This is a genomic window from Candidatus Profftella armatura (genome assembly GCF_000441555.1).
GTDB lineage: Bacteria > Pseudomonadota > Gammaproteobacteria > Burkholderiales > Burkholderiaceae > Profftella > Profftella armatura.
On the sequence record NC_021885.1, the window covers coordinates 366608 to 388758 of the forward strand.

The window sequence follows — 22151 nt, forward strand, 5'->3', positions numbered from 1 at the left end:
TGATAAAATTAATTTTGTATTTTTGGGTATTTAATTTTTTTGAAAAGTATAAAAGTATTTTTCGTAATTTTTAAGATGTTATAAAATGTTATATTAATCACATATAATATATGTGATTAATCACATATGGTATATGTGTATTTTAATGGTTAATATAGTTTTTAGCAATATATTAAATAAGGAATTAAATAAGGAATTAATTATATGAATGAAAATGTAAAAAATAATATTTCTATTACCCTTACTGAAGTCGCTATAAAAAAAGTTAGTCATTTAATTAAAAAAAAAGGTAATTTAAATTTAAAGTTACGAGTATTTATTCAAGGAGGTGGTTGTTCTGGATTTCAATATGGATTTATGTTTGATGAACACACAAATAAAGATGATATAATTTTTAAAAAAAATGGAATTCAATTGTTAATTGATTCAGTAAGTTATCAATATTTAATAGGATCTGAAATAGATTATAAAGATGATTTAGATGGATCTAAATTTGTAATTAAAAATCCAAATGCAGTAACTACTTGTGGCTGTGGATCATCTTTTTCTACATATAAATAGTAAAAATTTAAAAATAAAATTATAAAATGTTATTTTTATAATTATATTTTAATAAAATGTTTTCTATAATACTTTAATTCTTCAACTGATTCCAATATATCAGTTAATGCTGTATGAGCTTGTTTTTTTTTAAAACCAGATACTAATTCTGGTTTCCACCTTATACACAATTCCTTCAATGTAGATACATCTAAATTGCGATAATGAAAAAAAGATTCTAATTTTGGCATATTATGAGCCATAAAACGACGATCTTGACAAATAGTATTTCCTGACATTGGTGATTTACCATATGGTACATATTTCTTAAGAAAATTAATTAATTCAAATTCTGCCTCTGATTCTGTAATCGTTGACTTTTTAACTCGTTCAATTAACCCAGAACGTTTATGTATTCCTTTATTCCAATTATCCATATTATTCATAATAGATTCAGATTGATGAATTACATAAACTGGAGCTTGAGCTAATATATTAAGCTGCGAATCAGTTACTAAAACAGCAATTTCTATTATACGATCCTTATTTGGATGTAATCCAGTCATTTCCATATCAACCCATATTAAATTAAGCGCATTATATTGAAAATTATTCATTATTATAATACTAATTAATTATAAATAATTAATTAGTTCCTCCTACAGTAATAGAATCAATTTTTAGAGTAGGTTGACCAACTCCAACAGGTACCATTTGCCCATCTTTTCCGCATACCCCGACCCCAGGATCTAATTTCATATCATTACCAATCATAGAAACCTTTTTTAAAATATTTGGCCCATGACCAATTAATGTTGCCCCTTTCACTGGATAAGTTATTTTACCATTTTTAATTATGTAAGCTTTGCTGGCAGAAAATACAAATTTTCCATTTGTAATATCTACTTGTCCCCCACTAAAATTAGTGGCATATAAACCATTTTTAACAGATGAAATAATTTCTTCCGGATGAAATTTTCCATTTAACATATATGTATTAGTCATTCTTGGTATTGGTATATGAGCAAAAGATTCTCTTCTTGCGTTACCAGTAATAGACATATTCATAAGACGTGCATTCATAATATCTTGCATATATCCTTTTAAGATACCATTTTCAATAAGAGTAGTGCATTGAGTTGGATTTCCTTCATCATCTATATTAATAGATCCTCTTCTATTTGCGAGAGTACCATTATCAACTATAGTAATTTCTTTAGAAGCTATACGTTTACCAATACAATTAGAAAAAGCACTAGATCCTTTTCTATTAAAATCTCCCTCTAACCCATGTCCAATAGCTTCGTGTAATAAAATTCCAGGCCACCCAGGACCTAATACTACTTTCATTATACCGGCTGGAGCAGGTTTAGCCTCCAAATTAATTAAAGCTGAATTCACTGAATTAGATACGCATTTTTCCAAAATCATATCAGTAAAATAATTATAATTATAACGTCCTCCGCAACCACTATTACCTATTTCTCTTCTACCATTTTTCTCAACAATAATCGTAACGAATAATTGAACTAAAGGACGTATATCAGCCACAATTAAACCATCATTTCTTGTTATCAATATAACATCATATTCTCCAGATAAATTAGCTATTACTTTTATTACACGAGGATCTTTTAAGCGTGCTATTTTTTCAACACGCTCTAATAATTTAATTTTTTCTCGTATATTTATTGATGATATTGTGTCAGTAAATGAATATAAGGAATTAATCTTTATTTTTTTGATATTCTTAATAATTTTTATTTTTCCATTGCTTTGATTTGCAATAGATCTAGTTGATTTAACAGCATTTATCAATGTATTCTTAGAAATATCATCAGAATAAAAAAAAGCAGTTTTATCACCAGAAATAGCACGTACACCAACACCTTGATTAATGGAAAAATTTCCGGTTTTAACAATACCTTCTTCTAAAATCCAATTTTCATTTTTTGTAAATTGAAAATAAAAATCAGCATAATCAACTTTATTTTTAAACATATTTCCTAATATTTTTAATAATATTTTTTCATCTAAATCAAATGGTTCTAATAAAATAGAACGAGCAATATTAAGAGGATGTATGTTTTTTTCTATTATGTGAATCATAATTATTAAATTTTCATGTATTAAATAATATTATATTAACTTAAAATACATATTTATATTCATTTTTATAAAATTTTAATTTCAAAATTAATTATATTCTTATATTTTATTTTATATAGTATTACTATATTTTAAACTTAACATACGGGAAATTAAAATACAATTTTTAACTTGATTAATAATCGTAGAAGGAATAGGAAGCTTATTATCTAATACAGATTGTATCCACAATACATTATCATTAATATTACTATTTTTTGGGAAAGATATTTCTTTATTTTGTTCTTTCGTAAGTTTAGTATATTTATTATCATGAAACCAATGTATTATCTGTTTAGAATTACGTATATTGGGTATAACTTCTCCTTCCGTTCCTTGCATTAAAAATATATCGCCCAATGATTTTTCATTATAAAAATAATCACTTAATATTTTTAAATATTCTGGATGAGTATAGGAAACAAGTCTTAATGCAGGTATTGATAAAGGTTGAATAATTTTAACTAATAAATGAGATGAATTACGAATACCAAGCATATAATATATTTCTAATAATTTTGACAATTCTGGAATTAAAATACTAATATCCATAAAAACTAAACGTTTTAATTTTAAATATTTTATTGCTTTTTTTTTAGAAGAAACAGCAAAATATCCTAATTTTTTTAAAATTTCATAAGTAGTTATTCGTCCAAAGTTTTTTTTTATTCCGTGAATAAAAACTGGTATCCCTTTTTTACTTAATAATAAAGCTAATAATGGTATTACATTCATAAAACGTCGTGAACCATTATAACTAGGAATAATAATTGGAGCATATTTACTAATAGGAATTTCTAAAGGAATAAATAAAGAATTAATTGCATTCAAAAAACCACTGATTTCCTCAACTGATTCTCCTTTAATTCGCATTGCTAATAAAAAAGCACCTAATTCTATATCAGATAATTTACCTTTTAAAATAATATTATACAACAATTCAGCATTTTTAAATGATAAATTATAAGAACTTTTTTTATGTCTTTTTATTTTTTTAATAAAATTAGTCAATATAGATTTATTTTGAGTATTATAAATAATTTTGTCCTTTTAAGTTATTTTTAAATGAAATTTAAATTTTATAAAACAGTAAAAATATATAATACTAATAATTAAGAATATTAATTAAGAATATTCAATTATTGCATTATATAATCCTAAATTAATAAGAGCTAATTTTAAATCATCAATTGGTTGTACCTTATAATTTAATGGAAATTTCATTTCATATTTTATACTTTTATTTATACAATAATATAATACAAAAGGTAAACCATTTTTACATTTAAATCTTAATAAAATTTTTTTTAAAATAGAAATATTAAATGTTCTATTAAACATAACAGAAAATTTTTTTCCATATAGAATTCGTGCCATATTAATATCAAAAATTTTTTCAGCATTAATTCGTATATTTTTTAAAAAACGATCTTCTAATACTTTACCTGATACTATTAATAGCTCATTCTCCTTGAGAATATTTTTATTTTTTTCATATAATTGATTATTAATTATCACTTCAACAGAATTACTATTATCATCTATGACAATAATTAATATTTTTCCTCGATAAGTAGTTTTTAATTTAAGTTCTGTAATAATACCAGATACTGTACATGAATATGTAGGTTTTAATTCTGATAGATAAATAGGTATAAATTGACGAATTTCAGTTTCATAAATACAAAATATATGCTCAGATAAACAAAAACCTAAAACTTTTTTTTCTTCTATAAGTTCTTGTTTTTTACTCCAAGAAGGGACTTTTACATAATTTAAATATTCTTTTAAATTATTATTATCATCATTTTTAAATAAACTTAACTGATTTATAAATTTTTTAGTTTTTTCAGCATTTTTTAATGCTAAATCAATAGATGCTACAAGCATATATCGTTTTTCATTAAAACAATCAAATGCACCTGAATTTATAAGTGAGTTAATAATACGACGATTTATATACTTTTTATCAATTCTTTTAGTAAAATCAAATAAATTAGTAAAAAATCCAAATTTTCTTTCAGTAACAATAGCTTCAATTGTACTTTTTCCAGTTCCTTTAATTGCCCCTAAACCATAACGTATTTTTTTATGCTTTCCATCTGATTCAATTATTGGAAAAAAATAATATTTTGATAAATTAATATTAGGAGGCAAAATACTTAAACCACAAGTTTTAATTGCATCTTTTACTAAAATTTTAATTTTATTTGTATCATCCATAGAAAGAGATAAATTTGCAGCCATAAAAAAAGAAGAATAATGTGTTTTTAAATATGCTGTATAATATGATAATAAAGCATAAGCAGTAGCATGAGATTTATTAAAACCATATCCAGCAAATTTTTCTATTTCATTAAAAATTTCATTAGCTTTATGTTTGCTTAATCCATATTTTATGGCGCCATTTTGAAAAAATTTACGATGTTCTATCATTTCTGATGTTTTCTTTTTTCCTATTGCTCTTCTCAATAAATCAGCTTGTCCTAATGAATAACCTCCAAGTATTTGAGCAATTTGCATTACTTGTTCTTGATATACCATAATACCATAAGTTTCAGATAAAACATCTTTAGTACGAGGATCCGGATAATTAAAATATTCACCATGTTTTCGTCTACAAAAATTTTTTATTAAATCCATTGGACCTGGTCTATATAAAGAAATTAAAGCAATAATTTCTTCAAAATAATCTGGCTTCGCTTCTTTTAGCATATTTTTCATACCTTGACTTTCAAGTTGAAAAACAGCAACAGTATTTGCTTTTTTTAAAAGATTATATGTATCTTTATCATTTAATGGTAATTTATTTAAACTAAAATTAGTTGTTTTTGTATTTATTTTTTTTATAAAATAAATAGTTTTATCAAGAATAGATAAAGTAGTCAAACCTAAAAAATCAAATTTAATAAGCCCTATTTCCTCAATATCATCTTTATCATATTGAGAAATTATTCCAGTCATCCCTTCTTGTTTATATAAAGGACAAAAATTAATTAATTTACTTGGTGCAATTAAAACCCCTCCCGCATGCATTCCTACATTTCTAATAATACCTTCTACTTGTTTCGCTAATTCAATTAATTGTCTAACTTCTTCTTCATTTTTTATTCTTTCTGCTAGTTGAGGTTCTTCTTTTATAGCATTAGATAAAGTTATTAATTTTCCTGGTTTAAATGGAATTAATTTTGAAATACTATCGCAAAAACTGTATCTCAAATCAAGAACACGGCCAACATCACGTATCGCTCCTTTTGCAGCCATCGTACCAAAAGTTACAATTTGAGAAACCGCATCTTTACCATAACGATCCTTAACATATTGTATCACACGATCACGACCTTCTGGACAAAAATCAATATCAAAATCCGGCATAGATATTCTATTTGGATTTAAGAATCGCTCAAAAAGTAAATTATAAGAAAGTGGGTCTATATCAGTAATTGATAATGAATAAGCAACTAAAGAACTAGCACCAGATCCACGACCAGGACCAACTGGAATAGAATTATTTTTTGCCCATTGAATAAAATCAGATACAATCAAGAAATATCCAGAAAAATTCATTTTAATAATAGTTTCAATTTCAAATTGAAGACGCTTTTTATAACGTAATTTTTCGCATTTATATATTTCAGGATCTTTATATAAATTTAATAAACGTTTTTTTAAACCATGTTTAGATTTTGAAATTAAAAAATCATTAATATTTATATTTTTTGGTGTTGGAAATTTAGGTAATTTTGGTTTACCAAATTCTAACTTTAAATTACAGCGTTTAGCAATTTCTATAGTATTTTGTATTGCACTTGGAATATCATAAAATAACTTAATCATCTCAGATTGAGTTTTAAAATTTTGTTCCTTAGTAAATTTTTTGATACGTTTAGTGTTAGATAAAATTTCTCCTTCTGCGATACATGTACGAACTTCATGAGCTAAAAATTCTGTTTTTTTTAAAAATTGAATTGGATGTGTGGCAACTATAGGTAAATTAATATTAGATGCAATATTAATGAATTGTTGAATTTGAAAATTCATATTAGGCTGTTTAAATCTTTGAATTTCAATATAAAAATTATCCGGAAAAATTTTAGACCATCTACGCGCAAAATTTTCCGCAATATCATTTCTACCATTTTGAACAGCGATTCCAATATCCCCAAGATGAGCTCCAGATAAAGCTATTAAACCATCTTGATATTTATTTTTTTCTAGCCATTCTATACGAATTTCAGCACGACCATAATTTATATTTTCTATATATGCCTTTGATAATAATTCACATAATTGTAAATAACCATTATTGTTTTTAACAAGCAATAATAAGCGACTAGGTTTCTTATTTTCAATTTCGTTAGTAATCCAAACATCACAACCAATTATTGGTTTAATACCCTTATTATAAGCTGATTTATAAAATTTTATTATACCAAATAAATTAGATAAATCAGTAATTGCTAAAGCTGGCTGATAATCATTTGCAGCGGCTTCTATAACATCATTAATTCTTAATAATCCATCAATAATTGAATATTCAGAATGGAGACGAAGATGAATAAATTGAGGAATCATTTTATATTCTATACTAAATTTATAAATTATTATATTAATTTTAAAAATAATATTTCATTCTTATTGGCTAAATAATTAAATTATTTTAAATCTAATAAAAATAAAAGTTTTATTTTTAGTATCTCTTAAAAAATGTAATTATAAAAAAATTTTTATAATATTTTTTTAAATTAACAAATTATTAATAAGTATTAAATAATTTAGTATAAATTGTCAATTTGATAACAATATAACGCTAAAAACTATAATTTTCAAAAAATTTTTTATTAAATTTATTATTAAATATAAAATATATAAATATAATTGAATTTATTATATGAAGAATCTTATATAAATACTTAATTTAAAACACTATCGAAAATTTTTAACTAAACAAGTTTAACTTAAATTTTAAAATAAAATAAAATATCGTATGAATAAATTATATTTATATAAATTAAAAATATAAATATAAAAAAATGTATTTTTAAAAAATTTTTATAAATAAAATATAAATAAATTTTGCATCTCAAATAAAATTTATAAAAATTAAAATGGAGTTTATAAAATGTATAAAATATTCGAAAAAATACTATATCCTTTCCCAAATATATTAATAAAACCTCCGCCATATAAATTAATATCATTTATTTTAAAATGTATATATGGTGTACGTAAATATATTTTATTAGTAATTTTTTTTACTACTTTAACTGGCACATTTGAAGCTTTATTATTTGCTGCTATGGGAAAAATTATAGATTTATTAAGTAATATAAAACCATCACTTCTTTGGAAAAATTACAGTAGTTATATATTATTATTAGGGTTTATACTAATAAGTAGTACGGTTTTTGTTGGTTTACAGACATTATTTAAACATCAAGTATTATCTGGAAATTTTCCAATGTTATTGAGATGGAATTTTCATAGACTTATATTAAATCAAAGTATCAATTTTTTTCAAGAAGAATTTGCTGGAAGAATTGCAACAAAAGTAATGCAAACTTCTATAGCAATAAGAGATATATTTGTTATTATAGGTGATATTCTAGTTTTTATAACAATATATATTGTTACTATATTAACAATAATAGGAACATTTAATGTTTATATGCTTTTTCCATTTGTTATATGGATTAGTGCTTATATTTATACATTAATATATTTTATACCTCGTTTAAATAAAACAGCAGAATCACAGGCAACTGCACGTTCATTAATGACAGGTCGAATTACTGATGCTTATGCTAATATCATGACTGTAAAATTATTTTCTCACGCTGGACGTGAGGCTAATTATGCACGATTTGCCATGATTGATTTTTTAAAAAAAATATATCAACAAATGCGCCTAATTAGTAGTTTTGAAATTATAAACCATTTATTAGCAATGTTATTAATTCTTGGTACAACAGGATGCGCGTTATTTTTATGGACAAAAGGTATTTTAGGTATTGGTGCAGTTGCCGCGGCAACTGCAATGTCACTTCGTTTAAATGGTATATCACATTGGGTAATGTGGGAAATAGCAGCTCTTTTTGAAAGTATTGGTACGATACAAGACGGGATGAATATGCTTTCAAAAAAATATAAAATAGTAGATAATTACAATGCAAAAAGATTAGTAGTTACAAATGGAAAAATTTTCTTCAAAAATGTAAGCTTTTCTTATGATCAAAAACATTTAATAATAAATAATTTATCATTAACCATTCAACCTGGAGAAAAAATTGGATTAGTAGGTCGCTCTGGAGCTGGAAAATCAACTATTAATAATCTTTTATTACGTTTTTATGATATAAAATATGGAGAAATTTTAATTGATGGACAAAATATTTCAAATGTATCACAGGAAAGCTTACGAGAACAAATAGGAATGGTAACACAAGATACTTCATTATTACATCGCTCTATACGAGATAATATTTTATATGGTCGTCCTGATGCCAGTGAATGTGAGTTATTTAATGCAGCAAAATGCGCGGAAGCTGATATTTTCATTAAATCTTTAACTGACGAACATGGACGAAAAGGTTATGATGCTCATGTAGGGGAACATGGAATTAAATTATCCGGAGGACAACGTCAAAGAATTGCAATTGCTCGCGTTATATTAAAAAATGCACCAATTTTATTACTTGATGAGGCTACTAGTGCACTTGATTCAGAGGCAGAAATTGCTATTCAAAAAAGTTTATATAATTTAATGAAAGGAAAAACAGTAATTGCTATAGCACATAGATTATCTACTATTTCCGCAATGGATAGATTAATAGTATTAGATAATGGCTGCGTAGCAGAAGAAGGATCTCATTTAGATTTATTAAAAAAAAATGGTTTATATTCACGTTTATGGAGACATCAAAACAAAAATTTTTAAAAAAATAAAAAATCTTAATATTTAATATAAAATTTTTTTATAAAAATAAACATATTTTTATTTTTTTATAAAATTTTTTAAAAAACCACTTTTTAAATAAATTAATAACAATGTCAATGCGGCCGGTGTTACTCCAGATATTCTTGATGCTTGCCCAATAGTTTCTGGTTTATATTTATTTAATTTTTGACGAGCCTCTATTGATAGAGATTGTATTTTCATATAATCTAAATTATGTGGTAATTTTAAATTTTCATTAATTTTATTTTTTTCTACTTCATTTATTTGTCGAAGGATATAACCCTCATATTGTAATTGTATTTTAAGCTGTTTTTTAATATCTTCTTGATAAATTTCTGTATTATATAAATTTTTACCATTAATTCCTTTTAATGATGTTAATGTATTATAATTAACATTAGGCCAAGTTAATAAATTAGACAAAGAATATTCATGTTTTATTCTTTTTCCTAATACACGTTCAGATTCTCCTGTATTAAGAATACTTGGATTAATCCATGTATCCTTTAATCTTTGTAATTCTTTTGTAATTATTTCTCTTTTTTTTTCAAATATCTTCCATTGTTTATAACTAACACATCCTAATTTCCACCCTATTTCTGTAAGACGTAAATCCGCATTATCTTCACGTAAATTTAAACGATATTCTGCGCGACTAGTAAACATACGATAAGGTTCTTGAATACCTTTAGTAATTAAATCATCAACTAATACACCTAAATATGCTTGATCACGACCAGGTATCCAAGGATCGCGGTCTTGAGAAAATAAAGCCGCATTTAATCCTGCTAATAAACCTTGAGACGCTGCTTCTTCATATCCAGTAGTACCATTTATTTGGCCAGCAAAAAATAAACCATGAATTTGTTTGGTTTCTAGTGATGATTTTAAATTACATGGATTAAAATAATCATATTCTATTGCGTATCCTGGTCGTATAATATTAGCGTTTTTCATTCCATCTATTGATTGCACTAATTCTATTTGAGCCTCAAAAGGAAGACTGGTTGATATCCCATTTGGGTAATATTCATTGATAACAATACCTTCTGGCTCTAAAAATATATGATGAGATTTTTTTTTCGGAAAACGATATACTTTATCTTCGATAGATGGACAATAACGTGGACCAATAGACTCTATTTTTCCTGAAAAAATTGGGCTATTTTTGAATTCAGATCGAATAATATTATGTGTTTTTTCATTAGTATGAGTAATAAAGCATGATAATTGTTTTGGGTGCAAATTAATATTTCCAAGCACAGAAAATACCGGAACAGGATCAAAATCCCCTATTTGTTCTTCCATTTTTGAAAAATCAATAGTTCTTTTATCAATTCTGGGTGGTGTACCAGTTTTTAATCTACCATGAGATAACTGTAATTCTTTTAAACGCTTCGCTAACGAAGTAGTTGAAAAATCTCCAAAACGACCAGCAGAATAACTTTTTAAACCAATATGAATTTTTCCATTAAGAAATGTACCAGTAGTTAAAATTACTGTTTTGCTAAAAAATTTTATACCAATTTTAGTAACAACACCTAAAATTTTATTTGTTTTAATTATTAAATCATCAACCTCTTCTTGAAATAAATAAAGATTTAATTGATTTTCTAAATAAAAACGTATAGCTTGTTTATATAAAATTCTATCTACTTGTGCGCGAGTTGCTCTTACCGCGGCTCCTTTTGAAGAATTTAAAATACGAAATTGAATTCCTGATTTATCAGTCGCAATTGCCATTATACCCCCCATTGCATCTATCTCTTTAACTAAATGACTTTTACCTATCCCCCCAATTGAGGGATTACAAGACATTTGTCCTATTGTGTCAATATTATGAGACAATAATAAAGTTTTCTGCCCCATACGCGCAGAAACAAGAGCAGCTTCCGTTCCTGCGTGCCCTCCTCCAACAACAATTACATCAAATTTTGATTTAAATAACATAAAAATAAATAAATTTAATTTTAAAAGTTTTAATTTTATTACTAAAAAAGATTTTATTCTTTCAATATAAAATATTTATTAATTATAAAATATTTTTAAAAAAAATATATAATAGAATAAAATGTATATTTTACAACTGTTAAAGTTTATAAAATTGGATTTTTAAATGAAACGTACTTATCAACCTTCTATTATATGTCGTAAACGTACGCATGGATTTCGTTCACGAATTACAACTCGTGCTGGTCGTATTATTATTAATTCACGTCGACGTAAAGGTAGAAAAAAGTTAACGATATAAAAATATAAAAAATATATTTTGTAAAATTTTATAAATTATTTAAATTGATAAATTCTAAAAATTTTTCCAATTCTTACGCAAAAGAAAAAAGAATTATTAAAAAAAAAGATTTTTCTGCTATATTACGTTTACGCCCAATTCATAAAACTTCACATTTTTATTTGTATATACGATCTAATAAATTTGGAAAAAATCGTTTTGGAATTATAGTTTCAAAACGGTTTGCACCTCGTTCTGTTACTCGTAGTACTATTAAGAGAATTGCTAGAGAATTATTTAGACATAGTTATTTTTTTCCTTATATTGATTGTGTTGTTCGTTTATATAAACCAATAAATATTAAAAGTGATCCTGCTATTACTACTATGTTAAAACATTTATTAAGATCTGAATTACGAGAATTATTAAAAATTAACGATTTAATTAATAAAATTACTGTAAATTTTAATTATATAACTAAAAATTAGTTTTAATAATAAAATATTATTGCAGTTCTTTATTTTAAAGAAATATAATATTATTATAATTCAAAGTATTTTATTTATGTTTATAAAAATATTTTTGTTTTTGTTATACATTCCCAATAAATAGTTATTTAATTTATAATCATATAAGTATATTAATTTTAATGGACGTTAAACGTATTATTTTATGGATTATATTTTTCTTTTCTTTATTAATGATTTTTAATAGTTTGATAAATTTTAATAATCATAAATCTTTTTTTTTTTCAGATATAATAAAAAAAACATCTTTATTAAATAAATACGATATTGAAAAATCATCTATTATTAATTATAAAAAACATATATGTTCAGAAGAAAAAAATATAAAAAAAAATTGTATTAATGTAAAAAGAAAAATTATTACAATTACTACTGATATTATTAAAGCTGATATTGATACTATAGGCGGAACTTTGAAAAAATTAGAATTATTAAAATATAAAGATTCAAATAATTCTATAAATAATTTAAAATTGTTTAATTGCGAATCAAATAATACTTATTTAGCTAAATCTGGTTTGTTGAATAAAGAATTCCCCAATTCCAATTCAAAATTTATTGCCTTACCAGGAAAACGTACATTAGGTAATAACGATTTTGTAAAATTAATTCTTGAATCAAAAAAAAATGATATTAAATTAACAAAAACCTATATTTTTAGACGTGGTGATTATAAAATTGATATAATACATACTATTACTAATTATAGTAATAAATCGATTATACCGTTATTGCAAATGGAATTAATTCGTGATGGAAATAAACCAAATGGAGAATCATATTTTTGCCGCACTTTTACTGGTTTAGCTTCATATAATAATACTGATAAATTTAAAAAAATATCATTTAAAGATATTGAAAAATCCAAAAGAATATATCTAAATCAATCTAATAATGGATGGATTGCAATAATACAACATTATTTTGTTTCAGCTATTATACCTATAAATGGAATAAAACGTGAAGCATTTATTAAAAAATTATCTAATAATCTTTATAAGATTGATTATATTTTACCAATAAATAAAATTTCTCCTAATTCCAAAGTTGATATTAAATCTTATTTATATTCCGGTCCTCAAATATCAACTATGTTATCAAAAACTGATCCTAATTTAGATTTAGTAAAAGATTATGGATGGTTAACTATTTTTGCTAAACCAATTTTTAAGTTAATGGTATATATTCATGCATTTTTAGATAATTGGGGTTGGTCTATTATTTTTTTAACTATATTAATAAAATTAATATTTTTTCCATTATCAGCGATAAGTTATAAAAATATGCTTAAAATGAAATTATTATCACCAAAAATACAAGAAATACGTGATCGCAATAAAAAAAACATAAAAAAAACTAACGAGGAAATAGTTAATTTATATAAAAAAGAAAAAATAAATCCTTTTAGTAGTATTTTACCTATAATTATTCAAATTCCTGTTTTTATTTCTTTATATTCAGTATTATTAAATAGTATTGAAATAAGAAATGCTCCATGGTTAGGATGGATACATGATTTATCTTCTCCAGATAAATTTTATATTTTACCAATATTTATGATGATTTCTACAATAATACAAAATCAACTTAATTCACAATCATTAGATCCAGAACAAAATATAATCTCAAAATTTGCTCCAATCATTTTTTCAATAGTTTTTTTCTTTTTTCCATCTGGTTTAGTATTATATTGGCTTATTAATAATATCTTAACAATTATTCAGCAATGGATAATAAATAGAAGTTTAATATAATTTATATATTAGATTTTATTAAGAAATTTTTAAAAAAATAAAGTATAAAATGTTAACAAAAAATTCTCCTATTATTGGAATAGCCACTCCTCCAGGAAGAGGGGGAGTAGGTATTATTCGTTTATCTGGAAAAAATCTTTGGTCAATTGTTGAAATAGTTTGTAAAAAAACAAAAAAACAATTAAAACCACGTTTTGCTACTTATTCATCTTTTTTTTGTAAAAATAATAATATTATTGATAAAGGTTTAGTTATTTATTTTAAAGCTCCACATTCTTATACAGGAGAGGATGTAATAGAATTACATGGACATGGCGGACCAATTATATTACATATGTTATTATCTTCTTGTTTAGAAATAGGTAAAAGTATTGGATTAAGATTAGCTATGCCAGGTGAATTTACTAAACGAGCTTTTTTAAATAATAAATTAGATTTAATTCAAGTAGAAGCAATAATTGATTTAATTAATGCCTCTACAGAGTCCGCAGCTAAATCAGCAATGATTTCTTTATCTGGAAAATTTTCTAAATTAATTAATATATTATTAGACAAATTAATTAATTTACGTACTTTAATTGAATTTTCTTTTGATTTTCCAGAAGAAAATCAAGAATTGATTTTAAATAAAAATGATTTTTTTAATGAGTTAATTAAAATCAAAAAAAAATTATTAAAAATAATACAACAAGGTAAAAAAAGAGCATTAATTCGTAATGGACTTAATGTAGTTTTAATTGGACAACCGAATGTAGGAAAATCTTCATTATTTAATTCTTTAGTTGGTTCTGATGTTGCAATTGTAACTTCTATTGCAGGAACTACACGAGACAAAATCACTAAAACTATTCAAATTAATAAATTTTTATTCAAAATTACTGATACCGCGGGTATTCCTGATATTAATAGTAAAATAAAAAAAAATATTAATGAAGTTGAAAAAATTGGTATTGAACGTACTTGGGTTGAGTTAAAAAATTCTGATATTATTATTTATGTGCAAGATGCACGTTATGATAAACATACCGATTTTGACAAAAAAATAATAAAAAATTTTCCAATGAACATTCCAGTAATTTATGTTTGGAATAAAATTGATTATTCTGGACATCAAAAAAATATTAATTATAAAAATAATATAGCTAATATTTATTTATCAGCAAGTAAGGGTATTGGAATTAATTTATTACGAAATACTTTACTAGATTTAATTGAAAAAACTCAAACTATTGAATCATCCCCTTATTTAGCGCGTGAACGTCATATACACTCTCTTAATGAAGCTAATTATTATTTATCTTGCGCAATAAAAATTATCAATCAATCAGAAAAAAATTTTGAAAAAAATTTAGAGTTAATTGCTGAGGATTTACGATTTTGTCATGAAAAATTAAGTAGTATTATTGGTAAATCTACAACAAATGATTTATTAGATAATATATTTTCACAATTTTGTATTGGAAAATAATTTTTAAAAAATTATATTTTATTAATTTTCCACTGCGGTTTTATATTAAACTCATAATTTGATTCTGATTTATAATTATTTTCTATGCGCATTGCCCCGGCAAATGCAATCATTGCACCATTATCTGTACAAAATTCTTTTTTAGGATAAAACACTGTATAGTTATATTGTTTTTTTAATATATTTAATTTCTTTCTTAATTGTTTATTCGCCCCAACCCCACCAACAACTACTAATTTATTGATTCCCGTATTTTTTAATGCCGCTATACATTTAAATGTTAAAACATCAATAATAGCATCCAAAAATCCTCTTGCTATATTTGCTTTTTCTTTTTTTAAAGAATCTAATTTAATATTCTTAATTACATTTAAAACAGAAGTTTTTAGACCAGAAAAACTGAAATTAAAATTATTTGTATATAACATTGGTCTAGGAAATTTATAAATATTAGGATCACCAAATTCAGAAATTAATGAAATTTCTGGACCACCAGGATATCCTAAATCTAACATTTTAGCAATTTTATCAAAAGTATCCCCTGCAGCATCATCTAATGTCTCACCTAATAAAAAATAATTACCAATACTATTAACTTTTATTAATTGTGTATGCCCTCCCGAAACAAGAAGCGCAATAAAAGGAAATGTAAGAGAATTATTTGATAAAAATGGAGACAATAAATGTCCTTCTAGATGATTAATACCAATTACTGGTTTATTAATCGATAAAGCTATGCTGCAAGCTATAGATGATCCAACTAATAGAGATCCAGGCAACCCGGGACCCCTAGTATATGCAATAATATCAATTTTTTTTAATTCTAAATTAGAATTTTTTAATAATTTACTTAATAATGGGATTATTGTTTGAATATGAGTACGAGCAGCCAGTTCCGGAACAACTCCTCCGTATTCTTTATGTACTAAATTTTGAGAACATATTACATGACTTCTTAAATTTTTAATATGAGTATCGTATAAAGCTAAACCACTATCATCACAAGAAGATTCAATGCCTAATATAATCATAATATGATTTTAAAAATTTAATATAGTGAATTTTAATAAATAAATTATAATTTAAATGGTAAATTTCCTGTTAAGTTAAATAGTTTTTCTTGTGATTTCATTTCTGCTTTTTTTATAGCATCATTAAAAGCTGCTACCGTTAAATCTTCTAACATATCTTTATCTTCATTTAATAATTTTGAATCAATAAACACTCTTTTTACATAATTTTTACAAGTCATTAAAACTTTTACCATACCAGCGCCAGACTGTCCTTCTACTTCAATAGAAGATAATTCTTCTTGAGCTTTTTTCATTTTATCTTGAATAATTTTTGCTTGACTAATAAAATCTGTTATTTTATTTTTTATCATATTTTTTTAAAAATTATTAATAATTAATAAATTAAATATATTTTTTTATTAAAACAATATCAAATTCATTTATTAAATCTTTTAAAAATGAATAAATATTTTCTTCAGAAAAGTTATTAGTTTCCATGTATTAAATTTCCTTTCTATTAATTTATTATATGTATTATTTTTTACAAAAATTTTATGAAAAATTTTTAAATTTATTTGATACAGATAAAAGAGATTCATTTACTGTATCTTTTGAATTTTTTAAATTATTATAATCTAAATGATTATGTAATGTTTGAAAAACTAACATACGTAATAATGTCATAGTAAATCCAGCATATTCATCCGGTGCTAATTCTAGTTCATTTCTTCCATGTATACTTATTTGATAAAAAAGTTGTATTTGCTCAATATTAAATTTTTTTGACAATTGAATAATTTCATTATAATTTGGAGAGTCTTTTATTAATATTTCAGGAGATATTTGTATTAATGAAATTTGATGCAACAATAAACTAAGATCCTTTAAAACAATACTATATGATAAATTATATATTTCTATTTTATTTGCAATAGATAATATTAAATTACCATCTTGTTCTGCTAACGCATCTAATATTTGTATTAAATATTTTTGATCAATAATACTCAACATTTCTTGCATGGAATTTAATGTAATTTTTTCGGATGAGTAATTAATAGCTTGATCAGTTAAAGATAATGCATCTCTCATAGATCCTTGCGCTCCAGTAGCAATTAAATTTAGAGCAGATGTCTCAAATTTAATATTTTCTTTATTTAGAATATAACAAAGATTATTAACAATATCATGATGCAACATTTTTTTTAAATTAAATTGAATACATCTTGATAATACGGTAATTGGAATTTTTTGAGGTTCAGTTGTCGCTAATATGAATTTAATATATTTTGGTGGTTCTTCTAATGTTTTTAACATTGCATTAAAAGCATGGTGAGTTAACATATGTACTTCGTCAATTACATATATTTTGTATCGAGCGTTAATTGGCGCATAAATTGTTTGTTCTAATAACTGTGCCATTTCATTAATTCCTCTAGTAGAAGCAGCATCCATTTCTATGTAATCCATAAAACATCCATTATCTATTTTTACACAAACAGAACATTTTCCACAAGGTTGAGAAGTAATACCTCCATTACCATCTATACCAATACAATTTAAACATTTTGCCAAAATTCGTGATATTGTTGTTTTTCCAACTCCCCGAGTTCCAGTAAACAAATATGCATGATGCAGTCTTTTTTTGTCTAAAGCATTTATTAAAGACTTTGAAATGTGATTTTGTCCAATTAAAGTATTAAAATTGCTAGGTCGATATTTACGAGCAAGAACTTGATAAGACATATAATATAAAATTATCGAGATTTTAAAAAAATTTAAGAATTTTATAAAAGTATAAAAAAATAATAAACTAATTTTTATAAATTGGAAATTTATTAGTTATTTTTTTTACTTCTTTTTTAACATTTTTAATATTTTCTTGATTAAAAGGATAATCTAAAATATCAGCGCATAAATTACCAACTTTAATAATTTCTAATTCACTAAATCCTCTTGTAGTTATTGCTGAACTCCCTAATCTAATTCCTGATGTAAAATATGGTTTTTCTGGGTCATTTGGAATAGAATTTTTGTTACAAATTATGTTTGCTGACTCAAGAATAGATTCAGCTATTTTTCCAGTAATTTTTTTATTTCTTAGGTCAACTAAAATAATATGTGATTTAGTTCCACCAGAAACAATACGTATACCACGCTGATCTAAAATTTTAGATAATATTTTTGCATTTTTTACAACTTGTTTTTGATAAATTTTAAAATCAGGTTTTAAAACTTCTTTAAATGCTACTGCTTTAGCAGCAATAACATGCATTAAAGGCCCCCCTTGAATTCCTGGAAACACGGCAGAATTAATAATTTTTTTATATTTTTTTTTCATTAAAATAAATCCGCCACGTGGACCACGTAAAGATTTGTGTGTAGTTGATGTTATAAAGTCAGCAAATGGAACAGGATTTGGATACTCTCCGGCGGCAATTAATCCAGCATAATGCGCCATATCTACCATAAAATAAGAGTTAATATTTTTAGCAATATGATAAAAACGCTCAAAATCAATATATTGTGAATAAGCCGAAGCGCCCGCAATAATTAATTTTGGTTTATTTTTTTTAGCTAAATATTCTACTTTTTTATAATCAATTTTTTCTTTTTTATTTAAACCATAACAAATAGAATTAAACCATTTACCAGACATATTTAACATCATACCATGAGTTAAATGTCCGCCTTCCTGTAATGACATTCCCATAATTGTATCCCCAGGATTTAAAACAGAAAAAAATACTGCTTGATTAGCTTGTGATCCTGAATGAGGTTGAACATTAGCAGCTTCAGCATTAAAAATTTTTTTTAAACGATTTATTGCTATTTTTTCTATTAAATCAATAAATTTACATCCACCATAATAACGTTTACCAGGATAACCTTCAGCATATTTATTTGTTAATAATGTACCTTGTGCTTCCATAACAGCTAGAGATGTATAATTTTCGGAAGCAATTAATTCAATATTATTATTTTGACGTTGTTTTTCCTTTAATATAATTTCCCATATCTTAGGATCAATTTTAGATAAATTTTCATTTTTTATAATCATTATTATGTTACATTATTTTTATTAAATTAATAAATTAATTTATTTTTAATAAATAATTAATTTTTTAAAATACAAAATTATTATATTTTTTATGAAATTTGACAGTTATTTTAAGACACATTTATAATAGTGACATTAAATTTTTTTGGGTCGTTAGCTCAGTTGGTAGAGCAGCGGACTTTTAATCCGTTGGTCGCAGGTTCAAGTCCTGCACGGCCTATCTATAAATAATTCCCAAATAATATTAAATTTAAATACAATATCATTGTATTTAAATTTTAAATACACTCATCTCATAAATATAAAAACCCCGCTTTAGCGAGGTTTTTATTTGTGTATTTGGTATTGTTATATTCGGTATAAATATTTACATCATTCCACCCATACCGCCCATACCTCCCATACCACCGCCCATACTATTCATATCCATACCACCACTATTACCGCTAGCTGTTTTTTCTTCTGAAATTTCTGCAATTAATGCATCAGTAGTTAAAATTAAACTTGCGACAGATGCTGCATTTTGTAATGCAGATCGAGTAACTTTAGCTGGATCAAGAACTCCTAAAGATACTAAATCGCCATATGTACCATCCGCAGCATTATAACCATAATTACCGGAACCCGCTAATACTTTAGCGCTTACAACAGATGCTTCTCCTCCTGCATTAAATACAATTTGTCGTAATGGTTCTTCAATAGCACGTAAAACAATTTTAATTCCTGTATCTTGATCAGGATTATCTCCTTTTAATTTTTGTATAGCAGATCGAGATCTTAATAAAGCAACCCCTCCACCTGGAACTATACCTTCTTCAACAGCTGCACGAGTAGCATGTAATGCGTCTTCAACACGAGCTTTTTTTTCTTTCATTTCTACTTCTGTGGCAGCACCAACTTTAATAAGAGCAACGCCTCCAGCTAATTTGGCAACACGTTCTTGTAATTTTTCGCGATCATAATCTGATGTAGCCTCTTCAATTTGAGTTCGAATTTGCGCGCAACGTGCTTCAATATTAGCTTTTTTGCCATTTCCATCAATAATCGTAGTATTTTCTTTTCCAATTTCTACACGTATTGCTTGCCCCAAATTTTCTAAAGTTGTTTTTTCTAAAGTTAAACCAATTTCTTCTGCAATTACTGTTCCACCAGTTAAAATAGCAATATCCTCTAACATTGCTTTTCTTCTATCACCAAACCCTGGTGCTTTAACAGCAGCAGTTTTTAATATTCCACGAATATTATTTACTACTAAAGTTGCTAACGCCTCTCCTTCTACGTCTTCAGCAATAATTAATAGTGGTTTATTAGTTTTAGCAACTTGCTCTAAAACTGGGAGTAATTCTCTAATATTTGAAATTTTTTTATCAAAAAGTAAAATATAAGGATTATCTAGTGCAACAACTTGTTTTTCTTGATTATTAATAAAATATGGAGATAAATACCCTCGATCAAACTGCATGCCTTCAACTATATCTAATTCATTTTCTAATGATTTTCCATCTTCTACGGTAATAACACCCTCTTTACCAACTTTATCCATTGCTCGAGCAATAATATCACCAATATCGGTATCTGCATTAGCTGAAATTGATCCAACTTGAGCAATTTCTTTATTAGTCATAATTGGTTTAGATATTTTTTTAATTTCTGAAACAATAGCAATTACCGCTTTATCTATACCACGTTTTAAATCAGTTGGATTAAAACCTGCGGCTACATATTTAAATCCCTCTCTTACAATAGCTTGCGCAAGAACTGTTGCTGTTGTGGTACCATCCCCCGCATTATCAGAAGTTTTAGAAGCAACTTCTTTAACAAGTTGAGCTCCCATATTTTCTAGCTTATCTTTTAGTTCGATTTCTTTTGCAACCGAAACACCATCTTTAGTTACTATTGGTGCACCAAAGCTGCGTTCAAGAATAACATTACGTCCTTTGGGACCTAAAGTAACTTTTACTGCGTTTGCCAAAATATTAACTCCATTTACGATCTTGGCGCGAGCGTCATCACCAAAAATTACTTGTTTTGATGCCATTATTATTCTCCTGAATACGATTTTAAAGTTAAGCGATGCTTTTTATATTATTCTTCTATAACTGCAAATAAATCTTCTTCACGCATCACTAATAGCTCTTTACCATCAACTTTAACTGATTGACCAGCATATTTTCCAAATAAAACACGATCACCAACTTTAATAGCTAAAGGACGGATTCTACCATCTTCTAAAATTTTTCCAGTACCAATAGCTAGGACTTCACCTTGATCCGGTTTTTCTGCGGCAGTTTCTGGTAAAACAATACCAGAAGCGGTTTTAGTTTCCTGATCGACACGTTTAACAATAACGCGATCGTGCAAAGGACGAAGACCCATAAAAAACTCCTTAAAATTCAATATGTTATGAATAATCAAATCTAAATATTTTTGATAGCAATATGAGGCTATTATA

At 25.3% G+C, this 22151-nt stretch carries 17 protein-coding genes and 1 tRNA gene; 7 read left to right on the forward strand and 11 right to left on the reverse strand.

The window, feature by feature from the left end; all coding sequences use genetic code 11:
* The first annotated feature begins 204 nt into the window (after positions 1-204).
* Complete coding sequence (gene erpA, locus SSDC_RS01555) at positions 205-561, forward strand: iron-sulfur cluster insertion protein ErpA (protein ID WP_020915561.1); 357 nt, start codon at positions 205-207, stop codon at positions 559-561.
* Positions 562-602: 41 nt separating this feature from the next.
* On the opposite strand, the gene orn is transcribed toward erpA, so the two are convergent.
* The 4 genes from orn to dnaE all read right to left on the reverse strand — a co-directional run bounded on the left by orn (position 603) and on the right by dnaE (position 7263).
* Complete coding sequence (gene orn, locus SSDC_RS01560; protein ID WP_020915562.1) at positions 603-1157, reverse strand: oligoribonuclease; 555 nt, start codon at positions 1155-1157, stop codon at positions 603-605.
* A 28-nt stretch (positions 1158-1185) separates the two neighbouring features.
* Complete coding sequence (gene tldD, locus SSDC_RS01565; protein ID WP_020915563.1) at positions 1186-2649, reverse strand: metalloprotease TldD; 1464 nt, start codon at positions 2647-2649, stop codon at positions 1186-1188.
* A gap of 111 nt (positions 2650-2760) precedes the next feature.
* Positions 2761-3699, reverse strand: a complete 939-nt coding sequence (gene ybiB, locus SSDC_RS01570) for a DNA-binding protein YbiB (RefSeq protein ID WP_020915564.1) — start codon at positions 3697-3699, stop codon at positions 2761-2763.
* A 114-nt stretch (positions 3700-3813) separates the two neighbouring features.
* The gene (dnaE, locus tag SSDC_RS01575; protein WP_020915565.1) at positions 3814-7263 is read right to left on the reverse strand and encodes a DNA polymerase III subunit alpha; all 3450 of its coding nucleotides are present in this window, start codon (positions 7261-7263) and stop codon (positions 3814-3816) included.
* A 547-nt stretch (positions 7264-7810) separates the two neighbouring features.
* Between dnaE and SSDC_RS01585 the strand changes: the two genes are divergently transcribed.
* Positions 7811-9625 (forward strand): ABC transporter ATP-binding protein, encoded by a 1815-nt coding sequence (locus tag SSDC_RS01585; protein WP_020915566.1) that lies wholly within the window; start codon positions 7811-7813, stop codon positions 9623-9625.
* A gap of 57 nt (positions 9626-9682) precedes the next feature.
* Here SSDC_RS01585 and mnmG read toward each other — a convergent pair whose 3' ends face one another.
* On the reverse strand, positions 9683-11596 hold the full coding sequence (gene mnmG, locus SSDC_RS01590; RefSeq protein ID WP_020915567.1) for a tRNA uridine-5-carboxymethylaminomethyl(34) synthesis enzyme MnmG: 1914 nt from the start codon (positions 11594-11596) through the stop codon (positions 9683-9685).
* A gap of 166 nt (positions 11597-11762) precedes the next feature.
* Between mnmG and rpmH the strand changes: the two genes are divergently transcribed.
* The 4 genes from rpmH to mnmE all read left to right on the forward strand — a co-directional run bounded on the left by rpmH (position 11763) and on the right by mnmE (position 15625).
* Positions 11763-11897, forward strand: a complete 135-nt coding sequence (rpmH, locus tag SSDC_RS01595) for a 50S ribosomal protein L34 (RefSeq protein WP_020915568.1) — start codon at positions 11763-11765, stop codon at positions 11895-11897.
* Between the two features lie 44 nt (positions 11898-11941).
* The gene (locus SSDC_RS01600; protein ID WP_020915569.1) at positions 11942-12364 is read left to right on the forward strand and encodes a ribonuclease P protein component; all 423 of its coding nucleotides are present in this window, start codon (positions 11942-11944) and stop codon (positions 12362-12364) included.
* Positions 12365-12525: 161 nt separating this feature from the next.
* On the forward strand, positions 12526-14157 hold the full coding sequence (yidC, locus tag SSDC_RS01605; protein WP_020915570.1) for a membrane protein insertase YidC: 1632 nt from the start codon (positions 12526-12528) through the stop codon (positions 14155-14157).
* Between the two features lie 49 nt (positions 14158-14206).
* Positions 14207-15625, forward strand: coding sequence for a tRNA uridine-5-carboxymethylaminomethyl(34) synthesis GTPase MnmE (gene mnmE / locus SSDC_RS01610; protein WP_020915571.1), 1419 nt, complete (start codon positions 14207-14209; stop codon positions 15623-15625).
* A gap of 11 nt (positions 15626-15636) precedes the next feature.
* Here mnmE and tsaD read toward each other — a convergent pair whose 3' ends face one another.
* From tsaD to glyA, 4 genes are all read right to left on the reverse strand, one after another.
* On the reverse strand, positions 15637-16656 hold the full coding sequence (tsaD, locus tag SSDC_RS01615; RefSeq protein WP_020915572.1) for a tRNA (adenosine(37)-N6)-threonylcarbamoyltransferase complex transferase subunit TsaD: 1020 nt from the start codon (positions 16654-16656) through the stop codon (positions 15637-15639).
* Positions 16657-16700: 44 nt separating this feature from the next.
* Positions 16701-17009 (reverse strand): YbaB/EbfC family nucleoid-associated protein, encoded by a 309-nt coding sequence (locus tag SSDC_RS01620; RefSeq protein ID WP_020915573.1) that lies wholly within the window; start codon positions 17007-17009, stop codon positions 16701-16703.
* A gap of 181 nt (positions 17010-17190) precedes the next feature.
* A complete protein-coding gene (gene dnaX / locus SSDC_RS01625) occupies positions 17191-18384 on the reverse strand; it encodes a DNA polymerase III subunit gamma/tau (protein ID WP_020915574.1) in 1194 nt (397 codons plus the stop codon).
* A gap of 67 nt (positions 18385-18451) precedes the next feature.
* The gene (gene glyA / locus SSDC_RS01630; RefSeq protein WP_020915575.1) at positions 18452-19699 is read right to left on the reverse strand and encodes a serine hydroxymethyltransferase; all 1248 of its coding nucleotides are present in this window, start codon (positions 19697-19699) and stop codon (positions 18452-18454) included.
* Between the two features lie 147 nt (positions 19700-19846).
* Between glyA and SSDC_RS01635 the strand changes: the two genes are divergently transcribed.
* Positions 19847-19919 (forward strand) — tRNA-Lys (locus SSDC_RS01635).
* Between the two features lie 147 nt (positions 19920-20066).
* On the opposite strand, the gene groL is transcribed toward SSDC_RS01635, so the two are convergent.
* On the reverse strand, positions 20067-21737 hold the full coding sequence (gene groL, locus SSDC_RS01640) for a chaperonin GroEL (protein ID WP_020915576.1): 1671 nt from the start codon (positions 21735-21737) through the stop codon (positions 20067-20069).
* Between the two features lie 47 nt (positions 21738-21784).
* Positions 21785-22075: a co-chaperone GroES gene (groES, locus tag SSDC_RS01645; RefSeq protein ID WP_020915577.1), complete on the reverse strand. Its 291-nt coding sequence runs from the start codon at positions 22073-22075 to the stop codon at positions 21785-21787.
* Between the last annotated feature and the right edge of the window lie 76 nt (positions 22076-22151).